This window comes from Afifella marina DSM 2698, assembly GCF_900102695.1.
Lineage (GTDB): Bacteria > Pseudomonadota > Alphaproteobacteria > Rhizobiales > Afifellaceae > Afifella > Afifella marina.
In genome coordinates this window covers 191558-205958 of record NZ_FMVW01000002.1, presented here as the reverse complement: position 1 = coordinate 205958, position 14401 = coordinate 191558, and the positions used below count along the sequence as shown (strand labels likewise).

Genomic DNA, 14401 nt, shown 5'->3' with positions numbered 1-14401 from the left:
CCGGAGCCGCTGAAATGACGTCGGAGCCGGCGCGGTCCGGACTTGCGCAGTCCAGCCTTGCGCGGCCCAGTCCGGAGAAAATCGGCCGGCACCGCTCGGTCCGCTTCCGTCTCCTCGCGATCGCGCTCCTGCCGACCTTCGTCATCCTGCCGCTTCTTCTCGGCGTCACCATCGTGCGCTGGAACGCAAAATTCGACCAGCTTCTGAAGTCGAAGGTGCATGGCGATCTCACCATCGCCGATCAGTATTTCAACCGCATCCTCGAGACGACCGGCGACGAGATCAACGCGCTCGGCCGCTCCGCCGAATTCCGCGACGTGGTCGCAGCCGGCGCGCCCGACCCGCTCGCCGCCTATCTGGAGAAGAGCCGCAAGACGCTCGGCCTCGATTTTCTCTATCTCGTCAGCCCAGGCGAGGGCGTGCGGGCCACTTCCCCGCCAGGCGCCAGCCCGAGCCTTTCGGGCGACAGCCCGGTCGTCCAAAGCGCCCTATCTGGCAAGCCCACCACGGCGATCGACATCTTTTCAGGCGACGAACTTGCCGCCATTTCACCGGCCCTCGCCGCGCAGGCGCGCCTTCCCCTCGTCGACACGCCCAATGCCGTGCCGACCGAAAGAAAAGCCGAAACCCGCGGCATGGTCGTGCATTCGGCAACCCCCGTGCGCCTTGCGGCTTCCGGCTCCGCCGCCCTCGTCGGCGGCCTCCTCCTCAACCAGAACCTCGTCTTCATCGACACGATCAACGACCTCGTCTACCGCGCCGAAAGCCTGCCCTCGGGCAGCCAGGGCACAGCGACCCTCTTCCTCGACGATGTGCGCGTCTCCACCAATGTCCGCCTCTTTGAGGACAAGCGCGCCCTCGGCACCCGCGTTTCCGCCGCCGTGCGTTCCGCCGTTCTCGGCGAAGGCCGCGTCTGGCTCGACAGCGCCTTCGTCGTCAACGACTGGTACATCTCCGCCTACGAGCCGATCACCGACAGTTTTGGGCGCCGCGTCGGCATGCTCTATGTCGGCTTCCTGGAAGCGCCGTTTCAGCGCACCAAGCTCGTTTCGCTTCTCACCCTCATCGCCGCCTTCGCCGCCGTCACAGCCTTGAGCGTGCCGCTCTTCCTGCGCTGGGCGGGCTCCGTCTTCCGCCCCTTGGAGCGCATGACGGAGACGATCTCCAAGGTCGAGGCCGGCGATATGAGCGCCCGCACCGCCCTTCCCGACAATGAAGACGAGATCGCCCGCGTCGCCGCCCATCTCGACGGGCTTCTCAACCAGGTGCAGGAGCGCGACCGGCAGCTCCGCTCCTGGAACGAGGAGCTCAACGCCCGCGTCGCCGAACGCACGCGCGAGCTGAGCGAGGCGAACCGCCAGCTCGAGGCGACGACCCGGCAACTCATCATGTCGGAAAAGCTCGCCGCCATCGGCGAAATCACCGCAGGCGTCGCCCACGAAATCAACAATCCCGTCGCCGTCATGCAGGGCAATCTGGAAGTCGTGCGGTCAATCCTCGGCGAGGCGGCCGTCCCGGCCGAGACGGAGATCCGCCTCATCGACGAACAGATCGACCGCATCGGCCAGATCGTCACGAAACTCCTGCAATTCGCCAGGCCGGAGGAATATGCGGGCTTCGTCGACCGCCACGCCCCTTCCGATGTCGTGGCCGACTGCCTGCCCCTCGTCCAGCACCTCCTCAACAAGGCGGAAATCGAGGTCATACGCCGCGACACCGCCACCCGCCTCGTCCTCATGAACCGCACCGAGCTGCAGCAGGTGCTGGTCAACCTCATCGTCAACGCCATCCACGCCATGCCCGAAGGCGGCCGGCTGACCATCGCCACCTCCGATGAAGATCGCGACGCCACGCCGGGCATTCAGATCGCGGTCGAAGACACCGGCATCGGCATCCCCCCGGAGGTTCTGTCGAAGATCTTCGATCCCTTCTTCACCACCAAGCGCCGGGAGGGCACCGGCCTCGGCCTGTCGATCAGCCAGACGTTGATCGCCCAGCAGGGCGGCGCGCTCACGGTCTCAAGCACGCCCGGCGAAGGCACGGTCTTCGTGATCTGGCTTCCCGAAGCGCGCTGACGCGCCCCCACCTGACGCGCCCCTCGCCCGCAACCTCGCTCGCAGCGCCACAGAGACAATTTGTCCTATTTTTTCCATGACGAATTCCCGACCTCGGGACCTTTTGTCCATCTCGCCCCTGCGAAAAAGCCCGGAAATCCGCCACTTCCGCGCCTTTCCCATTCTGGCATCGCGCTTGCGTAGCTTCCTCACGCCACGCCGAAAAAAAGGGCGGGCGCTGCGCGGCTTCGCTCGCGCAGGGAGGAAACGACAAGGGGCGCTCACTTGCCGAAAGACCGCGGTCACGCGGCACGGCGGGGCGAGCCCGGGAGGGAAAATCGCGACATGTTCGACAGCCTCAAGAAGGAACACATCGTCGCCGGCGAGAACTTCAACCGTTGGAAGGTGCCGCCGGCCTCGATCGCCATCCATCTGTGCATCGGCTCCGTCTATGCCTGGAGTATCTTCAACCCGCCGCTGACGCGTGAATTCGGCGTCGTCGCCGCCTCCGCCGGCGATTGGAGCCTGCAATCCGTCGTCTGGATCTTCTCCGTCGCCATCGTCTTTCTGGGCCTTGCCGCGGCCTTCGCCGGCAAGTGGCTGGAAGAGGTCGGCCCGCGCATGGTCGGCGTCGTCGCGGCACTCTGCTGGGGCGGCGGCTTCATCGTCGGCGGCCTCGGCATCGTCACCCACCAGCTCTGGCTCGTCTATCTCGGCTACGGCGTCATCGGCGGCTGCGGTCTCGGCCTCGGCTATGTCTCGCCCGTCTCGACTTTGATCCGCTGGTTCCCGGACCGGCGCGGCATGGCGACCGGCATGGCCATCATGGGCTTCGGCGGCGGCGCCATGATCGCCACCCCGATCAAGGAATTTCTGCTGCGCACCTTCTACGAGGTCCCGACCTATCTCGGGCCGGAAAGCGCCGTCTCCCTCGTCACCGAAGGCGGCCGCCGCATGGCCGAGGTCAACGGCCAGATGGTCGAGGTCGTCGTCGCCGGCGCCAAGCAGGTCGCCGCAGCGCCCGTCGCCATCGAGCCCGGCATCTACGTCGCCGGCACCGGCAACACCGGCGCCGCGATGACCTTCTTCACCCTCGGCATCATCTATTTCATCGTCATGGTCATCGCCTCCTTCTCCTACCGCGTGCCGCGGGAAGGCTGGAAGCCGGCCGGTTGGGAGCCTGCCGCCGCGCATGTCGCCCAGCGCAAGATGATCTCCGACAACGACGTCCACATCGACCAGGCGCTGAAGACGCCGCAATTCTATCTTCTGTGGATCGTGCTCTGCTTCAACGTCACGGCAGGCATCGGCGTCATCGGCGTCGCCAAGACCATGATGACGGAGATTTTTGGCACCACTCTGCCCTTGATCGTGAATTCCGCCTTCGCGGCGACCTACGTCTTCATGATCTCGGTCTTCAACATGGTCGGCCGTTTCCTGTGGGCCTCGGCGTCGGACTATATCGGCCGCAAGAACACCTATTATTGCTTCTTCGTTCTCGGCACGCTGCTCTACCTGTCGATCCCGTTCGCGGCCCAGCAGGTGAGCGTCGATCCGGCGGTGACGTGGCTCGTCATGTTCTACGCCGCAACGATGATCATCTTCACCATGTATGGCGGCGGCTTTGCCACCATCCCCGCCTACCTCGCCGACATTTTCGGCACCAAATATGTGGGCGGCATCCATGGCCGGCTTCTGACGGCGTGGAGCACCGCGGGCGTTCTCGGACCTCTCGCCATCACGCAGCTGCGCGAAATGTCCCTGTCGAATGCCATCCACGATCTCGCCACGCGCATCGATCCGACGGTCTTCCGGGAGAAATTCGGTGCCGGCGTCGAACAGCTCGACCAGCTGATCGCCGCCAACACGGTGACGATCGGACGGCTGATGGAGATCGCCCCCGCCGGCACGGTCGATCCGACGCCGAGCCTCTACAACACCACCATGTACTGCATGGCGGGGCTCCTGGTGCTGGCGCTCATCGCCAATTCCCTCGTCCGTCCGGTGCACGAGAAGCACCATATCGACGAGACGACGGAAGAGGTGGAAGGGCGCGTCGTCGCCGCTGCCGAATGACAAAGCTTGCGGCCGGGCACATCGCCCGGCCCTCTTTCCCGCCCATAGCCGGGCCTTGCAGCCGGCTGCTTTGCCGCCCCGCGTCCGGACCTGTCGCCCGGACGCCTTCCCAGAACGCCCGCATCCTGTATCGTGGGCAGGTCGCAGGCGGGCCGAAGACCCGCAAGGCGGCGGGAGACGCTTATGATCGACAAGCTGGAAATGTTCATCGCGCTTGCCCGCGAGAAACATTTCGGCCGCGCCGCAGAGGATTGCCGCGTCACCCAGCCGACGCTCTCCTCGGCCATCAAGCAGCTCGAAGATCAGTTCGGCGTCATGCTCGTTCGCCGCGGCTCGCGCTATCAGGGGCTGACGCCGGAAGGCCAGCGGGTCCTGGAATGGGCGCGCCGCATTGTCGCCGACGTCCGCTCCATGCAGGAGGATCTCCGAACAGCGCGCTACGGCCTCTCCGGCCATCTGCGCATCGCCGCGATCCCGACGGCGCTCTCCGCCGTCGCCGAGCTGACGACGCCTTTCGCCGAGGCGCATCCCGGCATCACGTTCTCGGTGCTATCGCGCACCTCCGTGGAGATCCTGTCGCTTCTGGAAAATCTCGAGATCGATGTCGGCATCACCTATCTCGACAACGAGCCGCTCGGCCGCGTCACCACCGTGCCGCTCTACGAGGAGCGCTACGCCTTCGTGACCCAGGCGGACGGCCAATATGCGGGCAAGATGAGCATCACCTGGAAGGAGGTGGCGGAGGCCCCTCTCTGCCTGTTGACGCCCGATATGCAGAACCGCCGCATCGTCAACCAGAAGATGGGCGAGGCCGGCGCCACCGCCAACCCGACGCTCGAATCCAATTCCGTCATCACCCTCTTCGCGCATGTGCGCACCGGCCGCTGGTCGAGCATCATGCCCTGGCGGCTCGTCGAAGCCTTCGGCCCCTCCGACCAATTGCAGGCGATCCCGATCGTCGAACCGGAGGCCGTGGAAAGCATCGGCCTCGTCGCCGCCTACCGCGAGCCGCACACGCCGGTCCTTGCCGCCCTTCTCGCAGAAGCCCGCAAGGTTTCGCAGCTTCTGCCCCGAGAGAAACGGCCTTCAGCTTAGCGCTCGATAGGTTTTCCCGATCACTCGACGGGATAACGCTATTGATAAGACATGACGTCGCGCGTCAAAATTGCCGCAATAAGAAATCCGGCAAAAACAATCGCCGGCCATGGGAGGAAGAATGACTGCCCAGTCAGGCGCAGCGGACGTTGCCGTCCGCGCCACAGCGATCGTCGATGCCAATGCCGCCCTCGAAGGCCCGCTCCTGCCGATCCTGCACGATCTGCAAGACGAGTTCGGCTGCGTGCCCGAAGAGGCCGTGCCGGTCATCGCGAACCGCCTCAATCTGAGCCGCGCCGAAGTCCATGGCGTCGTCAGCTTCTATCCCGATTTCCACCACAGCCCGTCCGGCCGCCATGTCCTGAAAGTCTGCCGGGCCGAGGCCTGCCAGTCGATGGGCGGCGAGAAGATCGCCGACCGTGTCCGCTCAGCGCTCGGCATCGACTGGCATGAGACGACGCCCGACGGCGCCGTCACGCTCGAACCCGTCTACTGCCTCGGCCTGTGCTCCTGCGCCCCGGCCGCGATGCTCGACGGCGAGGTGACCGGCCGCCTCGACGAGACCCGCCTCGCGCCGCTTCTCGACGAGGCCCGGCGATGACCGAGCCCCTGAAAGTCTACGTCCCGCGCGATGCCGGCGCGCTCGCGCTCGGCGCCGACAAGGTCGCGGCCGAAATCGCCCGCGAGGCCGAGGCCCGCGGCCTCGACATTCGCCTCATCCGCAACGGCTCGCGCGGGCTCTTCTTCCTGGAGCCGATGGTGGAGGTGGTGACCGAAGACGGCCGCCTCGCCTATGGCCCGGTCGCGCCCGAAGATGTCGCCTCCCTCTTCGACGCCGGATTTCTCACCGGCGGCGACCACCCGCTCGCTCAGGGCGAAACGGAAAAAATCCCCTTCCTCGCCCGCCAGACCCGCCTCACCTTCGCGCGCTGCGGCATCATCGATCCGCTCGATCCGGCCGATTACGAGGCGCATGGCGGCCTGAAGGGCCTCCGCCACGCCGTCATGATGGCGCCGGAAGAAATCGTGGAAACGATGATCGCCTCTGGCCTCCGCGGCCGTGGTGGCGCCGGCTTTCCGACCGGCATCAAATGGAAGACCGTGGCGGAAGCGAAGGGCGAGCAGAAATACATCGTCTGCAACGCCGACGAAGGCGACAGCGGCACCTATTCCGACCGCATGATCATGGAGGGCGACCCCTTCATGCTGATCGAGGGCATGGTGATCGCGGGCCTCGCCACCGGCGCGACGCGCGGCTACGTCTACACGCGCTCCGAATACCCGCATGCGATTGCGACGATGCGCGACGCGATCGCGATTGCCCGCCGCCACGGCTTTCTCGGGCCCGACATTCTGGGCTCCGGCCATGCCTTCGACATGGAAATCCGCATGGGCGCCGGCGCCTATGTCTGCGGCGAGGAAACCTCGCTTCTCAACAGCCTCGAAGGCAAGCGCGGCGTCGTACGTGCCAAGCCGCCGCTTCCCGCCCATGAGGGCTTTCTCGGCCGCCCGACCGTGGTCAACAACGTCATCTCGCTTGCCACCGTCCCGGCGATCCTCGACCACGGTCCGGAATTCTTCCGCGATTTCGGCGTCGGCCATTCGCACGGCACGATCCCGATCCAGATCGCGGGCAACGTCAAGAATGGCGGCCTCTTCGAGATCGCCTTCGGTCTCACCTTGCACGAGCTCGTCGACGAGATCGGCGGCGGCACGAGAAGCGGCCGCCCGGTCAAGGCGGTGCAGGTCGGCGGCCCGCTCGGCGCTTATTTCCCGCGCGCCCTCTTCGACACGATCTTCGATTACGAGGCCTATACGGCCAAGAGCGGCCTGATCGGCCATGCCGGCATCGTCGTCTTCGATGACACCGTCGACATGCTGAAGCAGGCGCGCTTCGCCATGGAATTCTGCGCGATTGAATCCTGCGGCAAGTGCACCCCCTGCCGCATCGGCTCCGTGCGCGGTGTCGAGGTCGCAGACAAGATCGCGGCGGGCGAGGACCCGGAGGCGCAGATCGCGCTCATGACCGACCTCTGCCAGACCATGCGTTTCGGTTCGCTCTGCGCCCTCGGCGGCTTCACGCCCTTCCCGGTCTTGAGCGCGATCGAACATTTCCCCGACGATTTCCACCCCGCCCGCTTTGCCGAAGCTGCCGAGTAGAGCCGAGGAGTAGCCCTGATGAGCCTCATCCACGAAATCGACTACGGCACCCCCGCCTCCACCTCCGAAGAGGCGGTGACCCTCACCATCGACGGCTTTGAAGTCACCGTTCCGGTCGGCACGTCGCTGATGCGCGCCGCCGCCGAAGCCGGCATTCAGGTACCGAAGCTCTGCGCCACCGACATGGTGAAATCCTTCGGCTCCTGCCGCCTTTGCCTCGTCGAGATCGAGGGCCGGCGCGGCACGCCCGCCTCCTGCACCACGCCGGTCGCACCCGACATGGTCGTGCACACGCAGACGCCGCGCCTCAAGGAGATCCGCCGCGGCGTCATGGAGCTTTATATCTCCGACCACCCGCTCGACTGCCTCACCTGCGCGGCGAACGGCGATTGCGAGCTTCAGGACATGGCGGGCGAGGTCGGCCTGCGCGACGTGCGCTACGGCTATGACGGCGCCAACCACGTCAAGGCGCGCGACAATGGCGAGGCAAACCCGCGCTACCGGCCGAAGGACGAGAGCAACCCCTATTTCACCTTCGACCCGTCGAAATGCATCGTCTGTTCGCGCTGCGTGCGCGCCTGCGAAGAGGTGCAGGGCACCTTCGCGCTGACGATCGAAGGCCGCGGCTTCGGCTCCGTCGTCGCCGCCGGCCAGGACGAGGCGTTCCTGGCATCGGAATGCGTCTCCTGCGGCGCCTGCGTCCAGGCCTGCCCGACGGCGACGCTCCAGGAAAAGTCGGTGATCGACAACGGCCTGCCGGAGCATGCGCGCGTCACCACCTGCGCCTATTGCGGCGTCGGCTGCTCCTTCAAGGCGGAGATGCGCGGCGAAGAGCTGATCCGCATGGTCCCCTACAAGGACGGCAAGGCGAACCGCGGCCATTCCTGCGTCAAGGGCCGCTTCGCCTACGGCTATGCCAATCACAAGGACCGCATCCTCAATCCGATGATCCGCGAAAAGATCACCGATCCCTGGCGCGAAGTCTCCTGGGAGGAGGCGCTCGCCCACACGGCCTCGGAGTTCCGCCGCATCCAGCATCAATATGGCCGCTCCGCGCTTGGCGGCATCACCTCCTCGCGCTGCACCAACGAAGAGACCTTCATCGTCCAGAAGCTGGTGCGCGCCGGCTTCGGCAACAACAATGTCGATACCTGCGCCCGCGTCTGCCATTCGCCGACCGGCTACGGCCTCAAGACCACCTTTGGCACCTCCGCCGGCACGCAGGATTTCGACAGCGTCGAGAAGACCGACGTCGTCATCCTGATCGGCGCCAATCCGACGGACGGCCATCCCGTCTTCGCCTCGCGCCTCAAGAAGCGGCTGCGCGAAGGCGCAAAACTCATCGTCATCGATCCGCGCCGCATCGATCTCGTGCGCTCGCCGCATATCGAGGCGTCCTATCACCTGCCCCTGAAGCCGGGCTCCAACGTCGCGATCCTGACCGCGCTCGCCCATGTCGTCGTCACCGAGGGCCTCTTCGACGAGGCCTTCATCCGCGAGCGCTGCGACTGGGACGAGTTCCAGGATTGGGCGACCTTCGTCTCCGACCCGCGCAACTCACCGGAAGAGGTGGAAAAAATCTCCGGCGTGCCGGCCGCCGCCATCCGCGGGGCTGCCAGGCTCTATGCGACCGGCGGCAATGGCGCGGTTTATTACGGCCTCGGCGTGACGGAACACAGCCAGGGCTCCACCACTGTCATGGCCATCGCCAACCTCGCCATGGCGACCGGCAATCTCGGCCGTCCGGGCGTCGGCGTGAACCCGCTCCGCGGCCAGAACAACGTCCAGGGCTCGTGCGATATGGGCTCCTTCCCGCACGAATTGCCGGGCTACCGCCACATCTCCGACGAGGCGACGCGCGACATCTTCGAAAAGCTCTGGAACGTGACGCTCGACGACGAGCCGGGGCTTCGTATCCCGAACATGCTCGACGCGGCCGTCGACGGCTCTTTCCGCGGCATCTACATCCAGGGCGAGGACATCCTGCAATCCGACCCCGATACCAAGCATGTCGCCGCAGGCCTCGCCGCCATGGAATGCGTCGTCGTCCACGACCTCTTCCTGAACGAGACGGCGAATTACGCCCATGTCTTCCTGCCGGGCTCCACCTTCCTGGAAAAGGACGGCACCTTTACGAACGCCGAGCGGCGCATCAACCGCGTCCGCCGCGTCATGGCCCCGAAGAACGGCTATGCCGATTGGGAGGTGACGCAGCTTCTGGCGAACGCGCTCGGCTGCGGCTGGAACTACACCCATCCGCGCGAGATCATGGCCGAGATCGCCGCCACCACGCCGAGCTTTGCCGGCGTCACCTACGAGCTTCTGGAAAAGGAAGGCTCGGTGCAATGGCCGTGCAACGACAAGGCTCCCACGGGCACGCCGGTCATGCATGTCGGCGGCTTCCAGCGCGGCAAGGGCAAATTCGTCGTCACCGAATATGTGGCGACGGACGAAAAGACCGGCCCGCGCTTCCCGCTCCTTTTGACGACCGGCCGCATCCTCACTCAGTACAATGTCGGCGCGCAGACGCGGCGCACGGCAAACACCGTCTGGCATGAGGAGGACCGCCTCGAAATCCATCCCCACGACGCCGAACAGCGCGGCATCAAGGATGGCGATTGGGTCCGGCTCGCAAGCCGCTCCGGCGAGACCTCGCTGAAAGCCCGCATCACCGACCGCGTCGCGCCGGGTGTCGTCTACACGACCTTCCACCATCCCGGCACGCAGGCGAACGTCATCACCACGGATTTCTCCGACTGGGCCACCAACTGCCCGGAATACAAGGTGACCGCCGTCCAGGTCGCGCTGTCGAACGGGCCGAGCGACTGGCAGCAGGAATACGAGGAGCAGGCCCGTCAGGCGCGCCGCATCGCTCCGGCGATGGAAGCGGCCGAATGAGGGAGCGCGCATGATGCAAAAGACCCATCACACGGTCGCCCGCATCGCCCATCGCCTCGGCACGGCGCGGGCGGGCGAACGCGATCTGCCGGAAGAAACGGCCGTCGCCCTCACCTATGGCGGCACCACCCAGGCGGTGATGATGGCGACCCCTGCCGATCTCGTCGATTTCGCCGTCGGCTTCACCCTGACGGAAGGCATCGTCGAGACGGCGGAGGCGATCGACGCCATCGACATCGTCGAGCTCGAAGACGGCATCGACGTCCAGATCATGCTGGCCGAGGAAGCGGACGAAAAGCTCGCCGAGCGCCGCCGCCGTCTTGCCGGCCCCGTCGGCTGCGGGCTCTGCGGCATCGAAAGCCTGGAAGGCGCCATGCGCGAGCCGCCGGTTGTCCCCGCTTCCGATCTCACCTTGTCGCCGGCCGACATCGCCCGTGCCATGGGCGCGCTCTCCCGCGCCCAGCCGCTGCATGCCGCAACCCGCGCCGTGCACGCCGCCGGCCTCTACGTTCCGGGCGAAGGTCTCGTCGCGGTGCGCGAGGATGTCGGCCGCCACAACGCGCTAGACAAGCTTGCAGGCGCGCTCGCCCGCCGCCTGCTCCCGGCCGCCCAGGGCGCCATCGTGCTGACGAGCCGCGTCTCCGTCGAAATGGTTCAGAAGGCGGCCGCCGCCGGCAGCCCGATCCTGCTTGCCGTCTCCGCCCCAACGGCACTTGCCGTGCGGATGGCGGAAGCCGCCGGCATCACCGTCGTCGCCATCGTCCGCGACCGCGATTTTGAGGTCTTCACCCATCCCCACCGCATCACCGGCACGCCCGAAACCTCGGCAAGGCTCACCCATGTCGCCTGACAAACTCGCCTATATGGCGAACCAGATCGCCACCTTCTTCAAAAGCCGGCCGGAAGACGAGGCCGCCGCCGGCGTCGCCGACCACATCAACTCATTCTGGGAACCGCGCATGCGGGCAAAACTCTTCGAGATCCTGGAAAATGGCGCCACGGGCCTCGACCCCCTCGTCGTCGAAGCCGCCCCGATGATCCGCCAGCCGAAGCCCGAACGCGCCTGAACGGGGGCGCACCCGCCCTCGTCGAACACCGTCAGAAAAGCCGACGCCCGGCCCCGCCGGGCGCCCCCGTCAAAATCCCCCGTCAAAATCCCCCGTCGAAATCCCCCGTCGAAATCCCCCGTCTCAGATCTCGCCGCTGCTCATCCGCCCGGCGATGTGGTCCGCCTGCCGCAGTGCCAAAGCCACGATCGTCAAGGTCGGGTTCTCCGCCGCTCCGGTCGTGAATTGCGAGCCGTCGGAGACGAAGAGATTGTCGATGTCGTGCGTCTGGCCATAGCGGTTGACGACGCCGTCGCGCGCCTTCTCGCTCATCCGGTTGGTGCCGAGATTGTGCGTCGAGGGATAGGGCGGCGTATGGATCGTGCGCACCGCGCCGACCGCGTCATAGATCGCCGAACCTTGGGTGTAGGCGTGCTGGCGCATGGCGTTGTCGTTCGGATGATCGTCGAAATGCACATCCGGGATCGGCATGCCGAAATCGTCGGTCTCGTCTGACAGCGTGACCCGGTTTTCCGCCCGCGGCATGTCCTCGCCGACGATCCAGATGCCGGCCATGTTGCGGTAGCCGTCCATCGCGGAGGCGAAATCCCGCCCCCATTTGCCGGGATCGAGAAACGCCGCCATGAACGGCAGGCCGAGCGACAGGGTCTCGAACTCGTAGCCGCCGGCAAAGCCGCGCGAGGTGTCGTGCTTTGCCTCGTCGCGCACGATCCCGGCCATGGTCGTGCCGCGATACATATGCACCGGCTTGTCGAAGATCGCATAGACCGAGCCGGTCGTGTGGCGCATGTAATTGCGGCCGACCTCGCCGGAGGAATTCGCCAGCCCGTCCGGAAATTTCGACGAATGCGAATTGAGGAGAAGCCGCGGGCTCTCGATCGAATTGCCGGCGACGCAGACGATGCGCGCCTTCTGCCGCTGCTCGCGCCCCTCTTTGTCGGCATAGACGACGCCGGTCACGCGGCCCTCGTCATTGTGCTCGATGCGCAGAACCTGGCAATCCGGCCGCACTTCGAGCTTTCCGGTCGCCTCGCCTTTCGGGATTTCCGCAACCAGCGTCGACCATTTGGCGCCGGATTTGCAGCCCTGGAAACAGAAGCCGATCTGCAGGCAGGAGGCCCGTCCGTCGCGCGGCTCGGAATTGATCGCCATGCGCCCGGTATGCACCTCCTTGTAGCCGATCTTGCGGGCGCCCGCCTCCAACACCTTGAAGTTGTTGTTGCCGGGCAGGCCCGGAATGCCGTTGGTGCGTGTCACGCCCATCCGGTCTTCGGCCATGGCATACCACGGCTCCATCTCTTCGAGATCGATCGGCCAGTCGAGGAGCGTCGCGCCCTCGATCTCGCCGTAATGCGTCTTCGTCTTGAACTCGTGCTCCTGGAAGCGCAGCGAGGCGCCCGCCCAGTGCACGGAGGAACCACCGACCGCCTTCACGATCCAGGCCGGCAGGTTCGGAAAATCCTTCGCCACCCGCCAGTCGCCGGAGGTGAGACGCTTGTCCTTCCAGGCGAGCTGGCTGAAGGAATCCCATTCGTCGTTGATGAAATCCCAGGTTTCGTGGCGCGATCCTGCCTCCAGGATCACCGTGTCGATGCCCTTGAGGGCGAGCTGCGTGCCGAGCGTGCCGCCACCGGCACCCGAGCCGATAATGACGACGACGCTGTCGTCGTTCTTGTCGTAAGGAGCTGGCATGTCGTTTCCTCCCGGACTCCGATGGCTGGCCGCGCATGCGCAGCCGGACGGGCCCGTCTGTTTTTGGTGCTTTTCGTCGCTGAGACTGCCGGCCTAGAGCCAGGCGATGTCGTCGAAGCCGCGGTCGATATAGCCGCCCTTGTCCGCCGAAGCCCCTTCGTAGCCGAAGATCGGCCACAGCTCCTTCTGGTTGTAGAGGCCGACGACGAGGTTCGAACGCACCTTTTGCTTGAAGGGCTCGTCTGCGATCGCTTCAAGCAGCGCGACCCGGTCCGCCTCGTTCTCGATGGCCGCGTAATCGACGCCATGTGCGTCCTGCGCGGATTGATCGAGCGCGGCGACCCCTTCCTCGAGCAGGTTGAGCTCTTCCTCCGAGGCGCGTGCCGCCTCGTCGAGGATATCGACCGCCTTGGCATAGTAGCGGTCTTCGAGCTGGTCGTGCGGATAGCAGTCGCGCGACATCTGCACGAGGGTCGCGAAAGTCTCCGGCTTTGTGGAACGGGGCATCTGCGCCCAGGCGCGCCCGACCACAGTACCCGCCGGCGTAATCGTCATGGCGAGAAGCCCGCTTCCAACCTTCAGGAAGCCGCGTCTCGTCGGTCGTGTGAGGCTCGTCATCTTGCATTTCCTCCTAGGGATTTTTTCTTGATTGGGAGCGCCGCTTATTTTGCGGTCGTCTCCGCGGTTTGGGGCCGGCGCCAGGCACCGGCCCGCAAACTCACTTGTAGCGGCCCTGCCGCTCCAGAACTTCGATCTTGTAGCCGTCCGGATCTTCGATGAAGAAAAACCGCGCGAGCGCTTTGCCCTCATGTGCCATCGCCTTGATATCCTTGGGCGAAAGGCCAGCGGCCACGAGGCGCTGATGCTCGCCTTCGAGATCGGCGACGGAGACCGCCATATGGCCGTAGCCGTTGCCGAGCTGATACGGCTCGCTCTGATCCTTGTTGACAGTCAGCTCCAGCTCGAACTCGCTCTCTTCATTGGCGAGATAGACGAGCGTGAAATCGTCGAAGTCGAAGCGTCGGGCGACCTTCAGGCCGAATGCCTTGTCGTAGAACTCGACGGAGCGCGCCTCTTCGGCCACGCGGATCATCATATGAATTATCTTCGCCACAATCGTCCTTTCATGTCTCACGCCAGCGGGCAGCTCGGCGGACGAAGCGGACGGCTCTGGCGCGGGACCACATCGTGCCGCCACACCAAGCAGCGGCAATCGGTGTGCCCAGTCGGTGTGCCCAGTCGGTGCGCCCAATCGGGCCAGATTGCCAGCGCAGCGCACCTCTTCCTCATCCGCCAGCTCATCCCGGCTGACAGACGCAAGTCTACTGCCCCGCCCGGAAGGCTGGTAGTATCATGATA

The 14401-nt window shown here is 65.6% G+C and carries 11 protein-coding genes; 8 read left to right on the top strand and 3 right to left on the bottom strand.

Annotation, left to right across the window (positions count from 1 at the left end):
• Nucleotides 1-14 precede the first annotated feature (14 nt).
• The 8 genes from BLP76_RS05715 to BLP76_RS05680 all read left to right on the top strand — a co-directional run bounded on the left by BLP76_RS05715 (nt 15) and on the right by BLP76_RS05680 (nt 11350).
• Complete coding sequence (locus BLP76_RS05715; RefSeq protein WP_092810496.1) at nt 15-2075, top strand: sensor histidine kinase; 2061 nt, start codon at nt 15-17, stop codon at nt 2073-2075.
• Between the two features lie 324 nt (nt 2076-2399).
• Nucleotides 2400-4130: an OFA family MFS transporter gene (locus BLP76_RS05710; protein ID WP_092810494.1), complete on the top strand. Its 1731-nt coding sequence runs from the start codon at nt 2400-2402 to the stop codon at nt 4128-4130.
• Between the two features lie 183 nt (nt 4131-4313).
• On the top strand, nt 4314-5225 hold the full coding sequence (locus BLP76_RS05705; protein WP_092810492.1) for a LysR family transcriptional regulator: 912 nt from the start codon (nt 4314-4316) through the stop codon (nt 5223-5225).
• A 121-nt stretch (nt 5226-5346) separates the two neighbouring features.
• Nucleotides 5347-5826, top strand: a complete 480-nt coding sequence (locus BLP76_RS05700; protein WP_092810490.1) for a formate dehydrogenase subunit gamma — start codon at nt 5347-5349, stop codon at nt 5824-5826.
• On the top strand, nt 5823-7385 hold the full coding sequence (locus tag BLP76_RS05695; protein ID WP_092810487.1) for a formate dehydrogenase beta subunit: 1563 nt from the start codon (nt 5823-5825) through the stop codon (nt 7383-7385). Before BLP76_RS05700 ends, BLP76_RS05695 begins: the two co-directional genes overlap by 4 nt.
• Nucleotides 7386-7403: 18 nt before the next feature.
• Nucleotides 7404-10283, top strand: coding sequence for a formate dehydrogenase subunit alpha (gene fdhF / locus BLP76_RS05690; RefSeq protein WP_092810485.1), 2880 nt, complete (start codon nt 7404-7406; stop codon nt 10281-10283).
• Between the two features lie 10 nt (nt 10284-10293).
• A complete protein-coding gene (gene fdhD / locus BLP76_RS05685) occupies nt 10294-11133 on the top strand; it encodes a formate dehydrogenase accessory sulfurtransferase FdhD (protein ID WP_092810483.1) in 840 nt (279 codons plus the stop codon).
• Nucleotides 11123-11350, top strand: a complete 228-nt coding sequence (locus BLP76_RS05680; protein ID WP_092810481.1) for a formate dehydrogenase subunit delta — start codon at nt 11123-11125, stop codon at nt 11348-11350. The genes fdhD and BLP76_RS05680 overlap by 11 nt, the downstream gene beginning before the upstream one ends.
• 123 nt (nt 11351-11473) lie before the next feature.
• On the opposite strand, the gene BLP76_RS05675 is transcribed toward BLP76_RS05680, so the two are convergent.
• From BLP76_RS05675 to BLP76_RS05665, 3 genes are all read right to left on the bottom strand, one after another.
• Nucleotides 11474-13042 carry a GMC family oxidoreductase gene (locus BLP76_RS05675; RefSeq protein ID WP_092810479.1) on the bottom strand — a complete coding sequence of 523 codons (1569 nt, stop codon included), beginning with the start codon at nt 13040-13042 and terminating at the stop codon, nt 11474-11476.
• Between the two features lie 93 nt (nt 13043-13135).
• Nucleotides 13136-13660 carry a Twin-arginine translocation pathway signal gene (locus BLP76_RS05670; protein ID WP_092810477.1) on the bottom strand — a complete coding sequence of 175 codons (525 nt, stop codon included), beginning with the start codon at nt 13658-13660 and terminating at the stop codon, nt 13136-13138.
• 100 nt (nt 13661-13760) lie between these two features.
• Nucleotides 13761-14156: a VOC family protein gene (locus BLP76_RS05665; RefSeq protein WP_092810475.1), complete on the bottom strand. Its 396-nt coding sequence runs from the start codon at nt 14154-14156 to the stop codon at nt 13761-13763.
• Between the last annotated feature and the right edge of the window lie 245 nt (nt 14157-14401).

Bases quoted from the DNA above. Each gene is read 5' to 3' on its own strand.
- fdhD (WP_092810483.1), top strand. From the start codon at position 10,294: ATGATGCAAAAGACCCATCACACGGTCGCCCGCATCGCCCATCGCCTC.
- BLP76_RS05705 (WP_092810492.1), top strand. From the start codon at position 4,314: ATGATCGACAAGCTGGAAATGTTCATCGCGCTTGCCCGCGAGAAACAT.
- BLP76_RS05710 (WP_092810494.1), top strand. From the start codon at position 2,400: ATGTTCGACAGCCTCAAGAAGGAACACATCGTCGCCGGCGAGAACTTC.
- BLP76_RS05675 (WP_092810479.1), bottom strand. From the start codon at position 13,042: ATGCCAGCTCCTTACGACAAGAACGACGACAGCGTCGTCGTCATTATC.
- BLP76_RS05670 (WP_092810477.1), bottom strand. From the start codon at position 13,660: ATGACGAGCCTCACACGACCGACGAGACGCGGCTTCCTGAAGGTTGGA.
- BLP76_RS05715 (WP_092810496.1), top strand. From the start codon at position 15: ATGACGTCGGAGCCGGCGCGGTCCGGACTTGCGCAGTCCAGCCTTGCG.
- BLP76_RS05695 (WP_092810487.1), top strand. From the start codon at position 5,823: ATGACCGAGCCCCTGAAAGTCTACGTCCCGCGCGATGCCGGCGCGCTC.
- BLP76_RS05680 (WP_092810481.1), top strand. From the start codon at position 11,123: ATGTCGCCTGACAAACTCGCCTATATGGCGAACCAGATCGCCACCTTC.
- fdhF (WP_092810485.1), top strand. From the start codon at position 7,404: ATGAGCCTCATCCACGAAATCGACTACGGCACCCCCGCCTCCACCTCC.
- BLP76_RS05700 (WP_092810490.1), top strand. From the start codon at position 5,347: ATGACTGCCCAGTCAGGCGCAGCGGACGTTGCCGTCCGCGCCACAGCG.